This is a genomic window from Mucilaginibacter sp. A5337, assembly GCF_059690695.1.
In genome coordinates this window covers 714,801-737,114 of the sequence record NZ_JCAWEC010000004.1, presented here as the reverse complement: position 1 = coordinate 737,114, position 22,314 = coordinate 714,801, and the positions used below count along the sequence as shown (strand labels likewise).

The window sequence follows — 22,314 nt, the reverse complement described above, 5'->3', positions numbered from 1 at the left end:
TCATAAACTCTTATCAAGCTCATCCAGCTGCACCCAAACTTTATGATCGTAAGGTTGCGGTGATGCTTCAAAATAAACTGCGGTAACATTACTTCCGGGCTTCGCCTTTTTAACGTGGATCCGGAAGTTAAGGATCAGCGGATCCTGTGTCATATAATCGGTCATCTCTGCTTTGCCTTCAAAAGTCTGAATATCCCTCTCACCTGCTTGGGTATTTTGAAGTTTTACTTTTACAGGTGCAGCTATTGCGGTATCAATTTTTGCTCCTTTTAAATTGGCCTTTATCAGGCCCGTATAATAATCGCACATGTATTTTTCAAGTTGAGTTTTGGTAAAAGCGGCCTTGGGGTTAATTATCCATAAAAAAGCATAAGTCCAGTAACCTTCCGATCCCTTTTTTGCCCAGTTGGGCGAAAAGCGAATATCCTCGGTACCTTTAACGGGCAAGGTAGCCGCAAATTGCGGAGGAAGCACAAATGTTTCGGTATGCCAGTTTTCGGGTTTAAGCAAAGTGTATGCAGGCGCAATTTCCTGGCTATAACAGGTACATTTTAATAAAATGAACAACAAGCAGATAAATAGCAATTTAATACGCATGGCAGTTTAGATTTGTGATTAAAGTTAAGATAAAACACCCTGAGTATTTGTTAAAAAAAGTTAAGAGCACAGGATAAAATAAAAGCCCCATAGCACTCGCTGCATGGGGCTTTAAACCTAAACCTTATCACAAATCCGGGTGTAGATACCCGTTATTGAATTGTAAATATAATATGAATTTTAGTAAAATGTATCACATTTGTTACATTTATCTCATTTATATCACATCCACTGATACGGATTTCTCAGTTATTTGTTACGAAAAGAATAATTTTTGCACTAAAAGTGCCTTCCTTTAAAAACCTATATTTAGCTTTTTTTCCATCAAATAGAGCACAAGCAACCAACGTTATTCCCATCCCGCAAAACCTGCGCTATTGACGGCTAATAAAACAAAAAAGGCATGGCTTTACGACCATGCCTCTCATATTGTCAAAGCAAAAAACCTTTCGGCTTTCGCCTTTATCCTTTAACCTAATTTAGTACCTGTAGTACTCCGGTTTAAACGGACCTTCAACAGTTACGCCAATGTACTCGGCCTGATCCTGGTCAAGTACTTCCAACTCAACACCAATTTTAGCAAGGTGTAAGCGGGCTACTTTTTCATCAAGGTGTTTTGGCAGGGTGTAAACTTTGTTTTCGTAAGCAGCACCGTTTGTCCAAAGCTCCAATTGTGCTAAAGTTTGGTTGGTGAACGAGTTACTCATTACGAAGCTAGGATGGCCGGTTGCGCAACCTAAGTTAACCAAACGACCTTCGGCTAATACAATAACGTCTTTACCTTCGATAGTATATTTATCAACCTGTGGTTTAATCTCCACTTTGGTATTGCCATAAGCACCGTTTAACCAGGCCATGTCAATCTCATTGTCAAAGTGACCGATGTTACAAACGATAGCTTTATCTTTCAATGCACGGAAGTGTTGCTCACGTACAATGTTTTTGTTACCTGTAGCAGTAACTACGATATCAGCTTCAGTGATAGCAGTGCTTAGTTTTTTAACTTCAAAACCTTCCATTGCAGCTTGCAAAGCACAAATCGGGTCAATTTCGGTAACAATAACACGTACACCTGAGTTGCGTAATGAATCGGCAGATCCTTTACCCACGTCACCATAACCACAAACAACGGCTACTTTACCGGCCATCATTACGTCGGTAGCACGACGGATAGCATCAACTAATGATTCGCGGCAACCGTATTTGTTATCAAATTTCGATTTGGTAACCGAATCGTTAACGTTAATTGCCGGCATTGGCAGGGTACCTGCTTTCATGCGCTCATATAAACGGTGTACACCGGTAGTAGTTTCTTCAGATAAACCTTTGATAGCAGCAACCAGCTCAGGATATTTATCCAGTACCATGTTGGTTAAATCGCCACCATCATCAAGGATCATGTTAAGTGGCTGGCGTTCTTCGCCAAAAAATAAAGTTTGCTCAATGCACCAGTCAAACTCTTCGGCATTCATACCTTTCCAGGCATAAACAGAAATACCTGCAGCAGCAATAGCAGCAGCAGCGTGATCCTGGGTTGAGAATATATTACATGACGACCAGGTAACTTCGGCACCAAGTGCAATCAGCGTTTCAATTAAAACAGCGGTTTGGATGGTCATGTGTAAGCAACCGGCAATCCTTGCGCCTTTAAGCGGCTGGCTCGGACCGTACTCTTTACGCAAAGCCATCAGGCCAGGCATCTCAGCCTCAGCCAGTTCAATTTCCTTACGGCCCCACTCTGCCAGCGACAGATCTTTTACTTTGTATTTAACGAATGCAGTTTCTACTGATGACATATCGATTTTATTTTTGAGAGTGCAAAGTTAACTTATATCCTCGTGAAAATGAAATGTTTGGTTTGGGTGCTTGAGGATATCCAATAAATTAACCGGTAACAAAAAAAGCCAAACAAGTATTAATTTTCTAAATCTTTCAATATCTGTTCTAACAATAATGGATCAATTCGAAAATTAGTCGACTTAATCAATTCAAATATGGCCTTAGCGAAGGAATTTTATTTTGCTGTTTAGCCGCGATCAAAACACCCAGGGTGCCTGTGAATTTAATATTAAGTGGGCGGCGAGACGCCTGCCTTTAAAATCATCTACGATAAGTAACGCATCAGGAAGCTCCTGAGCTAAAGCTATAGCACTTGCTTCACCTAAATCAACTTGCAAACTGTAAGTATCTATTAATTGACTGTTTTTTACCGGCATTACCTGAATCCATTCGGGCAGAGATTTTTTAAACTCAGCAGCGACTTCCGGCGTAGTTAAGATATGATTGTAAACGGATTGAAGAATGTGGAGTGCTTGAATATTATCTAACAAAATCAAACAGCTGGCATCGGTAATAACAGCATATTCAACCATTGATCCGGGCTATATCTGCCAATATATCATCGTAGCTGTATTGTATATAGTTTACATTAAACTCAGCTAATACTGCCGGAAAATCAACTTTAGACAGTCCACACATTTCGGCCGCCTGCCCCAATGATAATTTACCCGCTTCATATAACTTTGCGGCAAGAAAACGCACAGTTTCATCATGCTCTTTTTCAAGCGCATCCGGTACATTTAAAGTCATCGTAGTCATAATAAAATAAAGATACGACTTTTAACTTAAAATAAGCCTTACGCCTGCAACTGCTTTTGAACCTCCGCCTGTTGCATAGTGAGGTTGCCATTATATACCCCGCCGTTTTCAACGGCCAGATTCTGGGTTTTAATGTCGCCGGTAACACGGCCGGTAGCTTTTATTTCAAGCGATGCGGTGTTGATATCACCCCTCACCGTACCGTAAACAAATATCTCTTTGGTATTGATGTTACCCCTAACCTCTCCTTTTTCGCCAAGGATCAGGCCTTCATCAACCGTGACATCACCGTTAACCAATCCGTCAATGCGTGCAAAAGCAGGGGCTTTCAGGTGGCCGTCAAGTATACTGCCTGCACTAATAAGGGTTGAAATTGCCTGCAGATCAAGCGCAACCTTGTCTTTTTTTGAAAAAATAGCCATGTTTTTCTAAGTCTTAAGTTTAAAGTGATAAGCCTTAAGTCAAATACTGTTAATCGCCTGGTTGCAAATAATCTGCCAACAGAGTTTTCGACTAACGACTTAAGACTTCCGACTTAAAACTTATTTATTCAGGGTTAAGAAATTTACAGGATTAACAGGCTTGCCATTTTTGCGCACCTCATAGTGCAGGTGTGTACCTGTTGAATGGCCGGTTGAGCCTACTTTACCGATATTATCGCCAACCGTAACCTCCTGACCAACCTTTACTTCAATTTTTGAAAGGTGTCCGTACAATGTTTCCAGGTTATTGATGTGTTTTATGCGGATACAATTACCATAACCACCTGCCCATCCTGCAAAAACAACTTTGCCGCTGGCCGTACATTTTACCTCATCGCCACGATGGCCCTGAAAATCAATACCAGGGTGAAACTCGGCATGTTCCGAATCAAAAGGGTCGCTCCTGTAACCAAAAAATGAGGTAAAAGAGCTAATCCTCGGGTAACCCATCGGGGTAAATGCTATAGTGCTTGTTAAATGCTTCAGATAATCATCATAAAGGCTGTAAGCTTCGGTATCCGGAAGTTTAGCTGCTTCATTATTGCCGCTGCCACCAGTGCCTTTTATGGCAAAGCCCTTCAGTCCGCGCCTTCTTAAATATTCGTTAATGGTTTTAAGCTTAACCTCGATAGACTGGATGTATGATTGCGCATTACCTTGTGTATTAGCCTGCGCCTTAACAGCTACGGGCATGGTACCCTTTAGTTTAGCTATCTGGGCCTGTAACTGTTTGTTTTCGGCCTCCTGTGCAGCGCTTTTTTGATGAAGATAAAACACCAATCCACCAAGTACCGCAACAACAGCTGCAATGCTCCAGGCATAGTGCTTAAGCCTGTTAAGGTGCTTGGTTTTTATTTGTAATGATTTTGTTTGCTGTTGATTTTTGTTGATGATAACAACAGTGCTAATATCAGATGTTTTAAGTTTCATCAAATTCAAATAAGTTAGGGAATGCAAGTTAAAAATTACTGTTAATAAAACAATATTAAATGTATGTAAACAGGTTATCAATAGAATAGCCTTCTACGTTATTCGTCAACCAATTGTTATTATTGCGTTTTTATAAACGTAAAACAAGTATCATTTCTTATTTTTGTAACACTGATTTTATTGTAAAGCAAAAAAGAAATGATGTATCCTGAATATTTAGTAGCCCCGATGCGGGAAGATCTGACGAGGGTTGGTTTTGAGGAATTAAAAGATGCCGATGCTGTAAAAAGCGCTATTGAAAGCGAAGGTACAGTATTTGTAATGGTTAACTCGGTATGCGGTTGTGCTGCAGCAAATGCACGCCCGGCTGCTAAAATTGCCGCTGCAAACGGCAAACACCCTGATAAACTGGTAACTGTTTTTGCAGGCATGGAAAAAGAAGCAGTTGATGCTGCACGTAACTATATGCTGCCTTATCCACCGTCGTCACCGGCTATGGCGCTGTTTAAAGATGGCAAACTGGTTCATATTATTGAGCGCTACCAGATTGAAGGTCGCCCGGCGCAAATGATTGCCGATAACCTGATCGATGCGTTTGAACAATACTGCTAATTAAGCTGAAAGCCTAAAGCAGAAAGCTAAAAAACAAAAAAAGAACTGAGGGAAAATCCTTCAGCTCTTTTTTTTGATGCTGTCTGAACTCGAATTTATTGAATTAAAGAATTTATAGAATTCTCTGTTCTCCTATTCTAATAATTCATTAATTCAATAAATTCAGGTTCAGACAATTCCGAAATCCATCTAACCTCTAATCTCCAACCACTAGTCTCTCTACTCTGTTTTCAAACTCTTCACCGGGTTCATAGAGGCTGCTTTTATACTTTGATAACTTACAGTCAGCAGTGTTATTGCAATAGCTCCTATTGCGGTAAGGCCAAATATCCACCATGATAATACGGCGCGATACTTATATTCCTGCAACCAGCCCTCCATAAAGTAGTAAGCTGTTGGGATAGCAAATAATAAAGATATTGACACAAGGATCACAAACTCCTTCGACATCAGCTGCCACAAACTAAATACCGATGCGCCCAGCACTTTGCGTACGCCAATTTCCTTGGTGCGTTGTTCGGCCATGAATGATGCCATACCGAATAAACCCATACAACTGATAAAAATAGCCAGCAAGGTAAAGAATCCTGCCAGTTTGCCTATACGTTCCTCATTGGTGAATTTACGGGCATACTCTTCGTCGGTAAACTTATATTCGAAAGGGCTGCCCGGGGCATACTGTTTAAAAGCGGTCTCAATTTGGGCAATGGCATCGTGGGCACTCATTTTGGGATTTAAACGGATATCGACAAGCCCGCCCGGATCATTATCCAGCACAAAAATCGACGACTTAACCGGCTCATATGGCGACGACATGATCATATCCTTTATCACACCTATGATCTTGTATTTTTTGCCCCAGTCTATAGTTTCACCTACGGCATGCTTAAAATTCATGAAACGGGCCGCAGTTTCATTTACAATCATGCTTGATGAATCGCCCACTTTGTTTCGTTCAAAATCACGGCCTTCAATTAATTTCCACTGCGCAACCTTGCCAAACTCCGGACTGAGGGTTATCGTGGCGAAGTCATCCTGCAAGCCGGCGGGTTTACCCCGCCAGTTTAAGCCGCTATTGTTTGAATACACCGCGGTGAGCGGGCTGCCCGACTCGGCAATTTCAATAATTGCTCCCGATTTAAGCAGATCGTTCCTCACGGCTTCAAAATGTTTATGAATTTCATCAGTACGCATATCTATCTGTACCAGCCCCGTACGCTCATAACCAATAGGCCTGTTCTTGGTGAACTGCACCTGCCTGAAAACTATGACAGTACCGATGATCAACGTAACCGACACAGCAAACTGTAATACCACCAGCACCTTACGCGGCACTGCCGCATAACGGCCGGCCTTGAATGTGCCCTTCAAAACCTTAACCGGCTGAAAGGACGACAGATAAAATGCCGGGTAGCTCCCCGCAATCAATCCCGTAACAATACTAAAGCTTAAACCAAGCAGCCAGAAAACGGCATTGCCCCAAAGGATGTGCATGGTTTTATCAGCTACAGTGTTGAACCATGGCAGCGTAAGCTGCGCCAGTAAAACTGAAATTAAAAAAGCGAACAGTGCCAATATTACCGATTCGATAAAAAACTGGCTGATGAGCTGGCTCCTTAACGAGCCTACCGTTTTGCGGATCCCCACTTCCTTGGCACGTTTTTCACTACGGGCAGTACTCAGGTTCATGAAGTTAATGCAGGCCAGCATCAGCACAAATACGCCGATAATGCCAAACATCCACACAAACTTGATATCGCCGCCAACATTAAAGCCATCTTTAAAGTTGGAGTAAAGATGCCATTTACTCATTGGATGCAGAAACACAACCGGTTTAAAGCCGGCGCCAACATCATCGCCCTGGGCTTTGATAGCGTGCAATTTAAGATCTTTGATCTCGGCCGATACTTTGTTAGCGTCAACCCCGGGTTTCAGCTGCGCAAAGATTTGCCATGAGTTATTGCCCCAGCGTGTTTCAGCCCGTTTTAACCACGGGGCGGTGGTCATATACAAATCCCATGGCGCGATAAAACCAAGTTCGCGAAATTCGGAATTATGCGGCATGTCTTCGTAAACCCCGGTCACCTTAACGTTCCATACATTATCAATTTTGATGGTTTTAAGCATGGGATCGGCATCACCAAACAAAGCCTTAGCCAATGAAGCAGAAAGTAAAACAGATGATGGGTCAGTTAAGCCCGAACGCGTGCCCTTCAGCATTTTTAAAGTTAGCAGATCAGGAGCCTCGGCTTGCATATAACTTCCATCCTTAGTAAGTTTTTTGTCGCCATAGGCCATGATATGCCCATAGTTCCAGGAAGAGAGCACTACATATTTAAAATCGTGCTTGTAATCATTTCGCAACTTATAACCTAAAGGTATCGGCATGGCCGTTTGTGAGCCTGTTACGCCATTAAAAGTTTGATTTTGCCATACCTGAACTATCCGGCCATAACTATCGAAATTTTTATTGTACGATAACTCATCCCAGATCCAAAGCCCAATGAGCATAGCCACCGCCATACCTACCGAAAGGCCTGTAATATTAATAAGCGTATGTGCCTTGTTCTTAACAAGGTTTCGCCACGCAATGGTTAAATAGTTTTTAAACATTTACCCCTCCTAACCTCCCCAAAGGGGAGGGATCTTTGATTTTAATAATAATAATTTGTAGCCCTCTCCTTTGGAGAGGGTTGGGTGAGGTCTTATTCACTCCTCAAATTCTTAACCGGGTTGGCCAGCGCCGCTTTTATAGCATGGTAACTAACTGTTAATAAAGTTATAACTACAGCCCCTGCTCCTGACGCCGCGAAAATCCACCATGTTATGGCCGACCGGTATTCATACTTGAGCAGCCAGTTGCTCATGTAATAATAAGCAGCCGGTATGGCGATAAACAGCGATACGGTTACCAGCACCACAAACTCGGTTGAGAGTAACCGCCACAGATTGGCTACTGATGCGCCAAGCACCTTGCGTACGCCGATTTCTTTAATGCGCTGCTCGGCCACAAATGAGGCCAGGCCAAACAAGCCAAGGCATGATATAAATATGGCCAACACCGCAAATATGGTAGCCAGGTTACCTATCCGCTGCTCGTCCGAAAACTTGCCGGCATACTCGTCATCATTAAACTTAAAATCAAACGGACTGCCAGGATTATACTTTTTAAATACCGGTTCGATCTTTTTCAGAGCTTCCTGCATAGGCATAGTTGGCTTAACCCTTAAGGTTATAAAGTTAACCCAACCCGGAATCATCATAAATATTGAAGCAACCGGCTTGTTATAGGGCGATTCCATAACCATATCCTTAACAACCCCGGTAACCAAATGGGACTTGCCGCCCCAGCGGATCACCCTACCTACCGGATTTTTAAGACCAGTCATTTTCACTGCCGATTCGTTCATGATAAAACCGCCGGTATCAGTAGGGAAATTCCTCGAAAAATCGCGGCCCTGGGTAATTTTCCAGCCTACAGTGTGCCCATAATCGTAAGTTACGGCAATTGAAGCAAACGTTGGTTCAAATTTGGGGTCCTTACCCTCCCATTCAAAGCCGCCGTTACGTGCCCAGATCTCGTTGGTTGTGCTGTTAGATTCGGCCATATCTTCAACTGCTCCCGTTTGGATCAGGTCGTTACGCATAGCTTCATAATGTCCGTAAATTTCGGGGGTATTCATTTCGATGGTTAACAGTCCCGCCCGCGAATAGCCAACAGGCCGGTTCTTGGCATATTGAATCTGCCTGAAAACAACGATGGTACCTATAATAAGCGTTATCGATACGGTGAACTGTACAACAACCAATACCTTTCGCGGCAACGAGGCAAAACGACCGGCCTTAAATGTTCCTTTCAAAACCTTCACAGGCTCAAATGACGACAAATAAAACGCCGGATAGCTGCCGGCAACAATACCGGTGAACAATGTAAAACTTAAAATCATCAGCCAAAACCACGTATTGCCCCAGGGTAGTGCTATTTGTTTATCAGCAATGTGATTGAATGACGGCAGCGCTATCAAAATTATCCCGATGGTGGCTACCAACGCCAGGCAGGAAAACACTACAGATTCGCTCAGGAACTGGTTAATCAACTGCGAGCGTAACGAACCGATGGACTTTCTGATCCCTACCTCTTTAGCACGTTTTTCGCTGCGCGCAGTGCTCAGATTCATGAAATTGATACAGGCCAGCAACAGTACAAACACACCGATGATACCAAATAACCATACCATTTCAATTCGGCCCCCTACGGGCTTCCTGTTCTTAAAATCACTGTACAGGTGCCATTTACTCATGGGATGAACCTGTATAGTTTCATCATAGGACTTGAAATGCGCTTTGGTCACATTACTTATCTTAGCCGAAACTTTATCAAAGTCGGCTTTATTAGCCAGTTGAACATATAACGAACAACCATGATTATCCCAGGCAGCAGTTTGAGTGCTCCACCAGTTGTTTTTGTTAAAAAAAGGCATCAGGAACCGCGTTTCGCAAAAGGTAGTATTGCGCGGCAGATCTTCATAAACACCGATAACCTTCAGGTTAGTTTTATTATCGGCCTTGATAGTTTTATTGATCGGGTCGGCATCACCAAACAACGCTTTGGCAATTGACTGGGAGATGATCATAGACGAAGGATCCTTAAACCCGGCGTAACCGCCTTTAACCATCTTCAACGCCAGCATTACCGGCAGATCTGCTTCTGCCCAACCGCCGGTTTGCGTTATTTTTTGATCGCCAACTGCGAGAATATGTGCCCCGGGCCAGAAAAGAGAAATCCGCTTAAAATCGCTGCCATAGCGGGTGCGTAATTCGGCGCTTAACGGTACTACGGTCGAATTGAAAGTAATTGTTTCGCCGTTCGACACCTGGTTTACCATAATTTTTCCCATACTGTTGTATGTACTATGGTACTTATCAAACGACAGCTCATCCCAGATCCAGAGACCGATAAGCATAGCCACCGCCATACCTACCGATAAGCCCGCAATGTTAATAAAGGCATGTACCTTGTTTTTAACAATGTTGCGGAACGCGATTTTAAGGTAATTTTTTAACATGACTTAGTTCATTGGTTCACTTGTTCATTAGTTCATTGGTATTTGCTACATATCTTTGCAAGCGTAGCGTGGCAACCTCGTTGCGTTTAGCCCGACCGCGTTGCATGGCGTTTATGCATTGGCAACGAGATTGCCGCGTCGCACCCACGCACTACCCGACCGGCGCCTCGCAATGACATGACTTATTATCTCTTTTTAATTCCGAAATCTTCCTAACCTCTAATCTCCAACCTCTAACCACTCTACTCTGCCTTCAAACTCTTCACCGGGTTCATCCTCGCGGCTTTTATGGCTTGTGTACTTACTGTTAACAGGGCTATTATTAAAGCCAACACCCCGGCCAAGGCAAACATCCACCAGCTTACAGGCACCCGGTACTCAAAAGCCTGCAGCCATTTGCTCATCCCCCACCAGGCTATCGGGGTAGCAATAATAAGGGCTATCAAAACCAGCTTTACAAAATCTTTCGATAACAGTTGTACTATGCCGGTTACACTCGCACCTAATACCTTGCGTACACCTATCTCTTTACTGCGTTGCTCGGCACTAAAGGCAGCCAGACCGAACAAGCCGAGGCATGAAATTACTATGGCCATCAGGGTAAAGGCATTGATAATTTGAGATAGCGTAACCTCGGTTTCGTACTGCTTTTGCACTTCGGTATCTAAAAACGAATATTCAAATGGGGCGTCAGCTACGTCTTTACGCCACAGAGCTTCCATTTTGCTCAGTAATGACTTATAGTTTTTACTGTCGGTTGATACCACTATTATATTAAAGCTCCGCGGATCGTTGCGGTAAACCAGCATAAAGGGCTTAACCTGCATATGCAGCGAGTTATAATTGAAATCTTTCATTACGCCTGCCACCTCTACAAAAGTTACCGGATCAGGTGCATATTGAGTATATAGGCGGGTGCCCGGGGCCGTTTGCGGGTTCAATCCCAAACGTTTACACAGCGTTTCATTGATAAGCACGCGGGTGGTGTCACCTATCCTGAAATCCCTGCCGGCAATAATTTTGATGCCGTTGGCTTTAGCAAAAAACTCGTCAGTTTCTATATTTTGCGCATCGGTGGCCGTGGTCATGTTGCCTCCGGCTGTGTAAACCCCATGATCATGCGGTACAAATTGGCTCAGGTAATTATCGGCCTTGCTTACTATTTTTACCTCGGCTAAGCCTCGTAAGTCGTTGGCAAAATCATTCATTTTGCCTTGCGTGGTATTGGTATAAAAATTAAAAATGAGTTTTTGGTCGGGATTGAAGCCCAGATCTTTGTTCTTTACAAAATTGAGCTGACTGTATATCACAATAATACCCGTTATCAATACAATTGATAGTACAAACTGAAATACCACCAACGATTTACGGATCCCCCCTGCCGAAATATGATTGGTAAAATTGCCCTTAATAACCTTGATGGCCTTAAATGCCGAAAGGTAAAACGCAGGATAGCTACCAGCTACCAAACCCGTAACCAGTATCATACCCGCCAACATTACCCAAAGTTTATAATTACTGAAAAACGTAAGTTTGATATCGCTGTGCGTTACATGGTTTAAATAGGGCAGTAATACCACTAATAAAGGCAATGCTATTGCTACTCCCATTAGCGTAAGCATGAACGATTCACCTAAAAACTGTTTCATCAAATCGCCCTGACCCGCACCTATTACTTTGCGTACGCCTACTTCTTTGGCACGTTTTGACGCACGTGCGGTTGATAGGTTCATAAAATTGATACAGGCCACCACCTGGATCAGCACGGCCACCAATATCATAATATATAAAAATGACGGATCAAGCGTTTTGGTCAATTCATGTTCGTGCCCTGGTGTAGTATGAATACTGGTTACCGGTTGCAGGTGCAGGGCCTTTTTCATGCCGATGGCTTTTAGCTGATCGGCACCATATTTATTCAAAAATTCAGGCAGCTTTTTTTCCAGGGCAGCCGCATTGGCATCGGGCCGAAGTTTTACATAAGCATACAAAAAGTTATTACCCGCCCAGGCATTGTTACGCCTTACATATTCACCTGCACCACCGCTGTTCATGGCCATAAACATGTTGGTTTTAATATGCGATTGGCCCGCGCTTTCGTCAACAACACCAGTAACCTTAAAATCATGCTTTCCGAAAGCATTATCCATCAATATCATTTTACCTATTGGATCCTCGGAACCAAAAAGCTTATCGGCAACCGGTTTCAGCAGTACAAGCGAATAAGGTTCATTCAGCACTTTACCAGCATTACCGGCAACAAAATGATAGTTAAACATCTCGAAAAAAGTCGAATCGACATACACAGCATTCTGTTGGTAAAACGACTTTCCCTTGTATCGTAACAAATGCTCTTTAGCGCCCAGGCCTTCGGCATCTACTACACGGGTAAACTGCAAAACCTCGCCAAAATCATTTTTCATGGCCGGTGCAATAGGCGGCGAACTTGCAGCCCCATCGTGCTTATCGCCGGTTAGCTCAAGCGTTGTAGTGATGCGGTACAAATCTTTAACATCTTTATGCTGCTTATCATAGCTGTACTGTTCCTGTACATAAAGCAAAATGTAAAGGCAGCACAAAGTACCTGTAGCCAGGCCCACAATGTTGATAAGGCTGAATGTTTTGTTTTTCAACAAAAACCGCCATGCTGTTTTTAAATAACTTTTTAACATACTATTCGTTCAATGGTTCACTTGTTCATTAGTACTTTCAACCATGTCGTTGCTAGCGATAGCGCGGCAATCGCAGGGAAGCATGGCCGCTCTGTATAGCATGCGATTGCTTCGTCGTTCCTCCCCGCAATGACATAAATGCTATTTATAAATTCCGAAATCGAACATCCGAAATCTCAAATCAATATTGGCGTTACCTTCGGCCCGGGCTTTACGCTCATACTGCGCAAGGCCTTAGCCACATGGCCGGTATCCGCTTCAATCCCTAACGCTGTCTGAACCGGGATTTGGGAGTATTTTGTTGATTCGCGCGATTTTCTGCCCTGATCAACAAAATCCTATAATCCGGCAAATCCAATAAATCCAGGTTCAGACAATTCCGAAATCGAACATCCGAAATCCCAAATTCTATTATTCCGTTTTCAAACTCTTCACCGGGTTCATCAACGCGGCTTTAATACTTTGATAGCTTACTGTTAGCAGCGCGATCATAATTGCTGCTATACCGGCGAGGGCAAACATCCACCAGCTTAATGGCACACGATAAGTAAAATCCTGCAGCCATTTGGTCATTGCATAATAGGCTATAGGTGTTGCTATCACAATGGCAATAAATACCAGTTTTACAAAATTCACGGATAACATAGTGGTGATATTACCAACAGTTGCACCCAACACCTTACGTATCCCGATTTCCTTGCTGCGCTGCTCGGCCATAAAGGCGGCTAAAGCAAACAGACCAAGACAGGCTATAATAATGGCCAATACCGCGAAACTGGTAAAGATGCGGCCCATACGCTGCACATCGGCATACATACTGGCAAAACGCTCGTCCATAAAAGTGTACCTGATGGGCTGATTGGGTGAAAACTGTTTCCAGGTTGTGGTAATCTGGTCGAGTGCTTTTTTCACATCGCCGGCTTTTATTTTTACTGATACTATTGATTCGCTTGGACTTAAGTGCATCACCAAGGGTTCAATACCATCGCGCATGGAATTAAAATTAAAATCCTGTACCACGCCGATAATGGTTTTAGCCGGCCCGTAGTTAACTATCTTCTTTCCTACCGGATTTTTAAGTCCGAGTTTGTTAGCCATCATTTGATTAATGATCACCGCCTGCGAATCGGTTTTCATATCGGGAATAAAATCGCGGCCGGCTACCAGTTTGATGCCCAATGTTTTGAGATAATCATGATCCACATCCCAAAACTGACCACCTACAGTCGGGTCTATCTTTTCTCTTCCCTCAATATAAAATTGGTTTCCATTACGTTTGGTACCCGATACCGGGAGAAAATCGCTGATTGAAGCGCTTTTTACGGTAGATAGCTTCAGCAATTCATTTTTAAACGGTTTCACCTGGTTATCGAGCGTGTTGGTACCTTGTATCATCACCACCTGGTCTTTTTCAAAACCTACTTTTTTGTTAAGCAGGTACTGCATCTGGTTATAAATAACTACAGTACTGATGATGAGGATAATAGATGTAGCAAACTGGAAAACTACCAGCACATTCCGCAATACCGAACTTTTACTTCCGTTACTTAAATTGCCTTTAAGTACTTCGGCAGGTTTAAAGCCCGATAAATAAAACGCAGGGTAAATACCCGCCACGATACCAATCAAAAATGCCGATATCAATATAACCGGCACTAACCACCAGGCAGCCCATGGCATAACAAGCGATTTGGATGCCAGTGTATTAAAATATGGCAGCAAGGCCCAGGCCAGGATCGATCCTAATACGAACGAGAAAAAGCTATACAATAATGATTCGGCCAGAAACTGCCGAATCAATCCGCTTCGCTGCGAACCAACAACCTTGCGTAAACCCACTTCCTTTGCTCTGTTAGCCGATTTGGCTGTGGACAGATTAACAAAATTGATGCAGGCAATAACCAGGATAAAACCTGCCACAGCTCCAAACAACCATACAAAACGGATATCCCCGTGCGACATGCCATCATGAACATCATACGAACGCAGATTGATATCCTGTACGTTCTGTACCATCAAATTAAACATACTCATTACCCTGCTGGCCCGTTTATCGCCGTTACGTGTCATATTGGGGATGTAGTAATTTTTCAGGATGCCATCGTTAACCTTTTTACTAAACTGCGCTATGTTGGTGCCGGGTTTCAGCGCCATGTATATATGGTAGTTATTGGCATCCCAGGTAGCCTGTTCGCCATTCCAGAATTCAACACCGGCAAGGGTGATGAAAAACTTAAAGTCGTGCAGATGCGAATTGCCGGGGATATCCTGCATTACCGCAGCTATTTTAAAAGGCCTGGTTTTGTTATTATTAAGGTACATCACCTTACCTACCGGGTTTTGGCCCGGGAAATATTTATCAGCCTTGCTTTTTGAAATTACCATGCTCAATGGCTCGCTTAAGGCATGTTTTGGGTCGCCGTAAACCATGGGCAGGTTCAAAATATCTATCAGGCCCTGGTCGGCATAGGCAAAACCTTCTTCGTGGGTATTATCGGCCTGGTCTGCACGCTTTAACTCATTGGCACCTGCACCCCAAAACAGCGAATTTGGCATTAAGCGACCTGATTTCTCTACTTCCGGATAGTCCTGTTTAATCACCTTGGCCATCACCGAAGGCCAGTCAACACCTTTTTCATCTATCGAGCCATCGTGGTAATGCCCAAGCAAACGGTAAACATTAGCGGCATTAGGGTAGCTTTTATCAAAGCTTAACTCATCGCGAATGTAAAGGGCAATTAAGAGGCAGGCCGCGATACTAAACGCAAAGCCGCCGATTTTAATAGCAGCATACATTTTTTGTTTACTCAGCTGCCTTAAGGCTACCTTCAGGTAATTTTTGATCATGGCTATATTGTTTGAAAACGGTTTATGTTGTCTTGATTTTTTGATGTTATAATTGTGCTGCGGGGCTTTCACCTGTTTGGCGGAAAGCGAATCCCCTGTTGCGGCTTCTGATGGCTTTTCCTCCTCAATATCTTTAATTTTTGCCTTGATTTTGCTGAACAAAGCCGAACCATTGCCCGCCGGCTTTTCCTCTCCGTCATCCCACCATTTCGACATTAACTTTAAGTGACTATGCAGTTCAGGATTTTTGGCCAGCAAAGCGTTTAGCTCCTCCAGTTCCTTTTCCGAAGCTTCGTTGGCTAACTTCTTTGAAGCCAGGTTCCAAACGCGGTCATCTAAGTTCATATCTCAACAGGCATTTAGTTTATCAAAAGGCAGTACACTACTGTTTTGGTAGATAAAAGCCATGCCACTTATGTAAACAATTAAAAATCAGAATTTTATATAAAACAATCTACAATAACTGTACGAAAGCGTACATCTGGTGTTCGGTTTTAAGCAGAGTTATTCTTTAGCATGAGCGGGTATAAAAACATCCACTACAACCAAATATTTTTAACAAAAACGGGGTTAACACTCATTTTCTGTTAAAAATCTGATTGTCATTTATTTAGATAATAAAAACCCAAATTTATGTTAACCCTGTTAACCCCTCTGCTGCCTGCTGGCCCAGGTATTGTACAACGGTTAAATTCCGGCTTATTTGTGCCTTCCATCCTTAAAGTCTGTCAAAAAACCAGTCACTCCCCGTAACATAATACCGTCCTGCGCGTCATAGGTGATTTACGCACAAAACATTTTCGCTGCGGGGATGTATATTTGAAAATTAACTATCCTTACAGCTTGTAAAAAGCAAACTTTTTGTACTATATATGACTGATCGCAAATTAATTACAAAACTCATGCTGTCGTGTGTGCTTACCACAGCTATGGCAACTGCTTACGGGCAGCAAACACCTCCCGCCGAAAACCCGGCTCTAAAAATTTACCGGGCCGTACCAACCAAAATCAACGACCTCATTCACACTAAACTTGATGTTCGTTTCGATTACAAAAAACGTTACCTGTATGGCAAGGAATGGGTTACGTTAAAACCCCACTTTTACCCAACCGACAGCTTAAGGCTTGATGCCAAAGGCATGGACCTTAAAAACATTTCGGTAGTGAAAAACGGCAAAAACGTTCCGTTAAAATTCACTTATCAGGATAGCCTTTCTGTAGCCATTAAACTGGATAAGGTTTACCATAACAACGAAAGCTATACCATTTACATTGATTACACTGCTAAACCAAATGAGCTGAAAGAAAAAGGCAGCGCGGCTATTAACGATGCCAAAGGTTTATATTTTATTAACCCCGATGGCACCGAGAAGGATAAACCAACCCAAATCTGGACGCAGGGCGAAACCGAAAGTTCATCAGCCTGGTTCCCTACCATTGATAAGCCAAGCCAAAAAACTACCGAAGAGATCTCGATGACCGTACCGGCAAAATACGTGACCTTATCAAACGGTAAACTAACCGCTCAAAAAACTAACGCCGATGGTACCCGCACCGATACCTGGAAACAGGAATTACCGCATTCGCCATATTTGTTTATGATGGCCGTTGGCGATTTTAAGATCTATAAAGACAAATGGAAAGATAAAGAAGTAAGTTATTACCTTGAGCCTAAATACGCTCCTTACGCTAAAGAAATCTTCGGTTTTACACCGGAAGCTATCGACTTTTATTCAAAAACTTTAGGCGTCGATTTCCCGTGGGTCAAATATTCACAAATTGTAGTACGCGATTACGTGAGTGGCGCTATGGAAAATACGTCGGCTACCCTTCACGGCGATTACGTACAGGCTACCCACCGCGAACTGATAGATGCTAACTTTAACAATGGTCGCAGCACCATTGTTCACGAACTTTTCCATCAGTGGTTTGGCGATTATGTTACCGCCGAAAGCTGGAGCAACCTTACCGTAAACGAATCATTCGCCAACTTTAGCGAAACCATCTGGGCCGAGCACAAATACGGCAAAGACGAGGCCGATGCTCATAATTATGCAGATATGCAAAGCTATCTGCGTTCGCAGGGTGCAAGCACTAAAAACCTGGTGCGTTTTTATTATGCCGATAAAGAGGATGTTTTTGACGCCGTAACCTACCAAAAAGGTGGCCGTATCCTTAATATGCTCCGTAACTATTTAGGAGATGCCGCGTTTTATAAAGGACTCAACATTTACCTGAAAACAAACGCTTTCAAAAACGGTGAAGCACAGCAATTACGTTTAGCGTTTGAAGAAGCCAGCGGCCAGGACCTAAACTGGTATTTTAACCAATGGTATTACGGTGCCGGTCACCCGATATTGAACATTAGTTACAAATGGGATGAGGCCACCAAAACCGAAACTGTTTACCTGAAACAAACGCAGGACGGCCAAACCTTTAAACTGCCAATGGCTATAGATATTTACCAGGGTGGTAAAAAGGTACGTCATAAAGAATGGATGAATGACAAGGTAGACTCAATCAGCTATCAACTGGCCGGCAAACCGGATCTGGTGAATGTTGATGCCGATAAAATCCTGCTAACCAAAAAAACTGACGCAAAAACCATTGATGAGTTTTCATTCCAGTATTTCAACGCTCCTAATTACCTCGACCGCTTTGAGGCGATAGATGCTGCTGCATCAGATCAAACCCGCCCGCAAGCGCAAAAGATTTTGATTGCTGCTTTAAAAGATAAATACTATGGCTTGCGCATCAAAACCATCAGGGCATTAAACCTTACTAAAGATGATGTGCGTAATGCAGCTCAACCAATATTGATCTCATTAGCACAAACCGATAATAACACGCTGGTAAGGGCTGCTGCTATTACTGCTTTGGGTAAATTAAAGGCAAGCGGTAATATGACCTTGTTTACTCAGGCTATGTCAAGCGAGTCATATGCTGTGCAGGGTGCTGCTTTAAATGCTATAGCACAACTCGATGCAGCCAAAGCGTTAAGCTTAGCCAAAGGCCTCGAAAAAGACAATAAAGGCGCGTTAACAACCGCTATTACCAACCTGTACACCGCTAATGGTAATGATGCCGAGTGGCCATTTGTTTACCATGCATTTACAGAAGCCGGCATCCAGGAAAAATTCAATACGCTTAAAAACTTTGCCGATATGACAGCCAAAGTGAATAAGCCTGAATATGCCCAGCAAGGTATTGACCAACTGAAAGAGGCCGGCATTAAATTTAAAGTTTACGGTGCCGCACCATTTGTAGTTACCCAGCTGGAAGGGATCAAAGCTTCACGTACTGCCATGAAAGATGATGCATCGGTAAAAGCTGCTGATGACGCCATCAAAGCTGTCAATGACGCTAAATAAGAGTTAGCCGCTAAAAATAAAAGGACGCCCGGTAAAAGGCGTCCTTTTATTTTTAGCTTAAAGCCCAAAGCTAAAGGCTGAAAGCTCTAAAGGATTAGTGTTTTCACGCTTTTCGCCTTCGGCTTTCAGCTCTTTATTTCACCAGCGTACCAATATCTTCGCCTTTGGCAATTTTCATGAAATTGCCTTCTTTGTTCATATCAAATACGATGATTGGCAGTTTGTTTTCCTGGCACAGGGTGATGGCAGTCATATCCATTACGTTAAGGCCTTTGTCATATACTTCCTGGAATGTGATCTCATCGTAACGGGTTGCTGTCGGGTCCTTTTCCGGATCGGCAGTATAGATGCCGTCAACACGGGTACCTTTCAATACCACATCGGCTTTAATTTCGATAGCGCGTAATGAAGCGGCAGTATCGGTAGTGAAATAAGGGTTACCTGTACCTGCACCGAAGATTACGATCTTGCCCATCTCCAGGTGGTGCATAGCACGGCGACGGATATAAGGCTCGCAGATCTGCTCCATTTTGATGGCCGATTGCAGGCGGGTTTCCACGCCAATACTTTCTAAAGCATTTTGCAGCGCCATACAGTTAATCACTGTTGCAAGCATCCCCATATAATCGGCCTGGGCGCGTTCCATGCCCGATTTTTCGGCACTCAATCCCCTGAAAATATTACCGCCCCCAACAACTACCGCAATCTCAATACCGGCATCATAAACGTTTTTAATGTCATGAGCATACTGCAAAACCTGGTTATTATCAATACCATATTGTCTTGCGCCCATCAGCGATTCGCCCGAAAGTTTCAGTAATATTCTTTTGTATTTCATTTGGTGTGATTTGCTAATAATAGAAATAGATGAAACCTGCTTTTGTTGATATCAAGAATTGATAAAGCTCTGTTCATACGGGAGTAGTTCGCCAAAAATAGCGAATAAATTTCAGTGTTAAAATTTTATGTTGTCTTTGTTAAAAAATTGCCGCTTAATATTGTTTCAAGCACCTCAAAATCAGCATTAAAAACAACAAGGTCGGCATCAAAGCCTTTTTCGATTTTACCCTTCTTTGTTTGTGAAGCCAGCTCGGCAGGATATAATGATGCCATGTTTACAGCCTCGACCAAATCAATACCAACCTTTTTTACGCAGTTTTCTACCGCTTTAAGCATCGTAAGGCATGAGCCTGATAGCGTACCATCGGGCATTGTATACCTGTCGCCCCTTAGCTCGTGCTGGTAAGCACCTTCTTTAGTTGATGTAACCGCATCGGTGATCAGGAAAAGCTTATCACCAAGTTCGCGTTTAGCTAAACGCACCATGGCAAAATCAACATGGATGCCGTCCGCCACGATACTGGTATAAGGCCTTTCTTCAAAAATCGCGGGGATATAACCGGGCTCACGGTGGTGCATAGATGGCATAGCGTTAAACAGGTGTGTAACTGCCTGCACCGGTTTCTTTAAAAACGATTTCCCTTCGGCATAAGTAGCATTACTATGCCCCGATGATATGATAACGCCCTGCTCATATAAATAATCAATCACTTCCTGGTCCTGCAGTTCGGGGGCTATGGTGATCATTTTAATTACGCCATCAGCTTTTTCAATCCAGCTTTTGACCTCGGCCAAAGTAGCCTTTTTGATAAACTTTTCGGGATGGGCACCTTTTTTGGCAGGGTTTAAATAAGGTCCTTCCAGATGTAATCCCCAAAAAGCACCTCTACTCTTTTCGCGATAGATCTTAGCGGCTTCAATACCGGTTTCTACAATATCATTGGTGTTGGTGCCGATAGTGGCAAATACACCAATGGTTCCCTGGTTCAGCAAATCATTCTCTAACTGCTCAAGTGCCTCAACAGTTGGCGTACCGGCAAAAAGTTTACCGCCGCTGCCGTAAATCTGCAGGTCAATAAATCCGGGGGCAAGGTAGGCACCGTTCAGGTTTTTCTTTTCGATATCTCCGGGGATGGTGGTTTCCTCAATAATATCGGTGATGACACCGTTTGAAATTAAAACGGCTTTGCCTTCGGCGATGGTACCGGCCGAGATGAGTTTGAGGTTGTGGAGGGCGAGGGTAGACATGATTTAATAATTACGTATTTAACCATTATGTCATTGCGAGCATAGCGTGGCAATCGCCAACTGTGCATGAACGCCCCGTATAGCGTGCGATTGCTTCGTCGTTCCTCCTCGCAATGACATGATTTTGAAGGCGAACCAACAGGGCAAAAAAAATCCCCCGATTTTCATCGGGGGATAATATAATTAAGCTCCTAAAGCTACTCGCTTAAAGGCGGTTACTGTAAGGCCTTTTTCAACCGAGTCAAGGAACTGTGAAATGCTCTTAGACGAGTCTTTCACAAACTCCTGGTTTAACAGGGTTGAGTCTTTGTAAAATTTGTTCAGTTTACCGGCAGCAATTTTTTCAACCATTGCTTCTGGTTTACCTTCTGCACGGATTTGCTCTTTAGCAATTTCAAGCTCGCGCTCAATTACTGAAGCGTCAACACCATCTTTATCCAAAGCGATAGGGTTCATGGCAGCAATTTGCATAGCTACGTCTTTACCTGCATCTTCGGCACCTGCACCATCAGCGCTTAATGCTACCAATACACCTAAACGGTAGTTACCGTGGATGTAAGCAACAACTTTCTCGCCGTTAACTACTTCATATTTAGATACGCCGATTTTCTCGCCGATTTTACCTGTTTTTTCGATGATCGCATCACCTATTTTAACGCGGGCAGTTTCAACGTCAATTTCAAGAGCGTAAAGTTCTTCAATTGAAGCTGGTTTTGCTTCAACAGCTTTGTTAGCAATTTCGTTAGCAAAAGCAATGAACTCAGCGTTTTTAGCTACGAAGTCAGTTTCGCAGTTAAGTTCGATGATAACACCGGTTTTAAAATCTTCAGAAGTACGTGCAATAACAACACCTTCGTTTGATTCCCTGTCCTGACGGCTTGCTGCAACTTTAGCACCTTTTTTCCTTAAAAAATCGATAGCTGCTTCAAAATCACCGTTAGTTTCGGTTAATGCTTTTTTGCAATCCATCATACCGGCACCGGTTTGCTGGCGCAGTTTGTTTACGTCGGCTGCAGAAATTTGTACTGTAGACATGTTTTTTTGAGTTTTA

Annotated in this window: 15 protein-coding genes; 2 read left to right on the top strand and 13 right to left on the bottom strand. The window is 43.2% G+C overall.

The features are described from left to right. The 6 genes from AC59JO_RS17025 to AC59JO_RS17000 form a co-directional block, all read right to left on the bottom strand. Positions 1-597 (bottom strand): hypothetical protein, encoded by a 597-nt coding sequence (locus AC59JO_RS17025; RefSeq protein ID WP_497306682.1) that lies wholly within the window; start codon positions 595-597, stop codon positions 1-3. 479 nt (positions 598-1,076) lie between these two features. Continuing rightward, complete coding sequence (ahcY, locus tag AC59JO_RS17020) at positions 1,077-2,393, bottom strand: adenosylhomocysteinase (RefSeq protein ID WP_413669550.1); 1,317 nt, start codon at positions 2,391-2,393, stop codon at positions 1,077-1,079. A 240-nt stretch (positions 2,394-2,633) separates the two neighbouring features. Further along, the gene (locus AC59JO_RS17015; RefSeq protein ID WP_497306680.1) at positions 2,634-2,969 is read right to left on the bottom strand and encodes a PIN domain-containing protein; all 336 of its coding nucleotides are present in this window, start codon (positions 2,967-2,969) and stop codon (positions 2,634-2,636) included. Then, positions 2,962-3,186 (bottom strand): UPF0175 family protein, encoded by a 225-nt coding sequence (locus tag AC59JO_RS17010; protein WP_497306678.1) that lies wholly within the window; start codon positions 3,184-3,186, stop codon positions 2,962-2,964. The genes AC59JO_RS17015 and AC59JO_RS17010 overlap by 8 nt, the downstream gene beginning before the upstream one ends. Before the next feature lie 47 nt (positions 3,187-3,233). Beyond that, on the bottom strand, positions 3,234-3,617 hold the full coding sequence (locus AC59JO_RS17005) for a bactofilin family protein (RefSeq protein ID WP_497306676.1): 384 nt from the start codon (positions 3,615-3,617) through the stop codon (positions 3,234-3,236). A gap of 120 nt (positions 3,618-3,737) precedes the next feature. Continuing rightward, positions 3,738-4,607: a M23 family metallopeptidase gene (locus tag AC59JO_RS17000; RefSeq protein WP_497306674.1), complete on the bottom strand. Its 870-nt coding sequence runs from the start codon at positions 4,605-4,607 to the stop codon at positions 3,738-3,740. A gap of 201 nt (positions 4,608-4,808) precedes the next feature. Here AC59JO_RS17000 and AC59JO_RS16995 point away from each other — a divergent pair, with 201 nt between their 5' ends. Next, positions 4,809-5,219, top strand: a complete 411-nt coding sequence (locus AC59JO_RS16995; protein WP_413671116.1) for a BrxA/BrxB family bacilliredoxin — start codon at positions 4,809-4,811, stop codon at positions 5,217-5,219. 219 nt (positions 5,220-5,438) lie between these two features. On the opposite strand, the gene AC59JO_RS16990 is transcribed toward AC59JO_RS16995, so the two are convergent. The 4 genes from AC59JO_RS16990 to AC59JO_RS16975 form a co-directional block, all read right to left on the bottom strand. Further along, positions 5,439-7,832 carry an ABC transporter permease gene (locus AC59JO_RS16990; RefSeq protein WP_497306672.1) on the bottom strand — a complete coding sequence of 798 codons (2,394 nt, stop codon included), beginning with the start codon at positions 7,830-7,832 and terminating at the stop codon, positions 5,439-5,441. Positions 7,833-7,924: 92 nt separating this feature from the next. Beyond that, entirely contained in the window at positions 7,925-10,285 is a 2,361-nt protein-coding gene (locus tag AC59JO_RS16985; RefSeq protein WP_497306670.1) for an ABC transporter permease, read from the bottom strand. A gap of 242 nt (positions 10,286-10,527) precedes the next feature. After that, positions 10,528-12,957, bottom strand: a complete 2,430-nt coding sequence (locus AC59JO_RS16980) for an ABC transporter permease (protein WP_413669557.1) — start codon at positions 12,955-12,957, stop codon at positions 10,528-10,530. 411 nt (positions 12,958-13,368) lie between these two features. Then, complete coding sequence (locus AC59JO_RS16975; protein WP_497306668.1) at positions 13,369-16,149, bottom strand: ABC transporter permease; 2,781 nt, start codon at positions 16,147-16,149, stop codon at positions 13,369-13,371. A 527-nt stretch (positions 16,150-16,676) separates the two neighbouring features. Between AC59JO_RS16975 and AC59JO_RS16970 the strand changes: the two genes are divergently transcribed. Continuing rightward, complete coding sequence (locus AC59JO_RS16970; RefSeq protein ID WP_497306666.1) at positions 16,677-19,175, top strand: M1 family aminopeptidase; 2,499 nt, start codon at positions 16,677-16,679, stop codon at positions 19,173-19,175. Between the two features lie 133 nt (positions 19,176-19,308). Here AC59JO_RS16970 and pyrH read toward each other — a convergent pair whose 3' ends face one another. The 3 genes from pyrH to tsf form a co-directional block, all read right to left on the bottom strand. Then, positions 19,309-20,013, bottom strand: coding sequence for a UMP kinase (gene pyrH / locus AC59JO_RS16965; RefSeq protein WP_413669560.1), 705 nt, complete (start codon positions 20,011-20,013; stop codon positions 19,309-19,311). Between the two features lie 125 nt (positions 20,014-20,138). Further along, a complete protein-coding gene (nagA, locus tag AC59JO_RS16960) occupies positions 20,139-21,263 on the bottom strand; it encodes an N-acetylglucosamine-6-phosphate deacetylase (protein WP_497306664.1) in 1,125 nt (374 codons plus the stop codon). A gap of 183 nt (positions 21,264-21,446) precedes the next feature. After that, positions 21,447-22,298: a translation elongation factor Ts gene (tsf, locus tag AC59JO_RS16955; protein WP_497306662.1), complete on the bottom strand. Its 852-nt coding sequence runs from the start codon at positions 22,296-22,298 to the stop codon at positions 21,447-21,449. Positions 22,299-22,314: the final 16 nt, after the last annotated feature.

What these genes read in the sequence shown, in the direction of transcription:
- AC59JO_RS17025 (WP_497306682.1), bottom strand. Translation starts at nt 597, where the DNA reads ATGCGTATTAAATTGCTATTTATCTGCTTGTTGTTCATTTTATTAAAA.
- ahcY (WP_413669550.1), bottom strand. Translation starts at nt 2,393, where the DNA reads ATGTCATCAGTAGAAACTGCATTCGTTAAATACAAAGTAAAAGATCTG.
- AC59JO_RS17015 (WP_497306680.1), bottom strand. Translation starts at nt 2,969, where the DNA reads ATGGTTGAATATGCTGTTATTACCGATGCCAGCTGTTTGATTTTGTTA.
- AC59JO_RS17010 (WP_497306678.1), bottom strand. Translation starts at nt 3,186, where the DNA reads ATGACTTTAAATGTACCGGATGCGCTTGAAAAAGAGCATGATGAAACT.
- AC59JO_RS17005 (WP_497306676.1), bottom strand. Translation starts at nt 3,617, where the DNA reads ATGGCTATTTTTTCAAAAAAAGACAAGGTTGCGCTTGATCTGCAGGCA.
- AC59JO_RS17000 (WP_497306674.1), bottom strand. Translation starts at nt 4,607, where the DNA reads ATGAAACTTAAAACATCTGATATTAGCACTGTTGTTATCATCAACAAA.
- AC59JO_RS16995 (WP_413671116.1), top strand. Translation starts at nt 4,809, where the DNA reads ATGTATCCTGAATATTTAGTAGCCCCGATGCGGGAAGATCTGACGAGG.
- AC59JO_RS16990 (WP_497306672.1), bottom strand. Translation starts at nt 7,832, where the DNA reads ATGTTTAAAAACTATTTAACCATTGCGTGGCGAAACCTTGTTAAGAAC.
- AC59JO_RS16985 (WP_497306670.1), bottom strand. Translation starts at nt 10,285, where the DNA reads ATGTTAAAAAATTACCTTAAAATCGCGTTCCGCAACATTGTTAAAAAC.
- AC59JO_RS16980 (WP_413669557.1), bottom strand. Translation starts at nt 12,957, where the DNA reads ATGTTAAAAAGTTATTTAAAAACAGCATGGCGGTTTTTGTTGAAAAAC.
- AC59JO_RS16975 (WP_497306668.1), bottom strand. Translation starts at nt 16,149, where the DNA reads ATGAACTTAGATGACCGCGTTTGGAACCTGGCTTCAAAGAAGTTAGCC.
- AC59JO_RS16970 (WP_497306666.1), top strand. Translation starts at nt 16,677, where the DNA reads ATGACTGATCGCAAATTAATTACAAAACTCATGCTGTCGTGTGTGCTT.
- pyrH (WP_413669560.1), bottom strand. Translation starts at nt 20,013, where the DNA reads ATGAAATACAAAAGAATATTACTGAAACTTTCGGGCGAATCGCTGATG.
- nagA (WP_497306664.1), bottom strand. Translation starts at nt 21,263, where the DNA reads ATGTCTACCCTCGCCCTCCACAACCTCAAACTCATCTCGGCCGGTACC.
- tsf (WP_497306662.1), bottom strand. Translation starts at nt 22,298, where the DNA reads ATGTCTACAGTACAAATTTCTGCAGCCGACGTAAACAAACTGCGCCAG.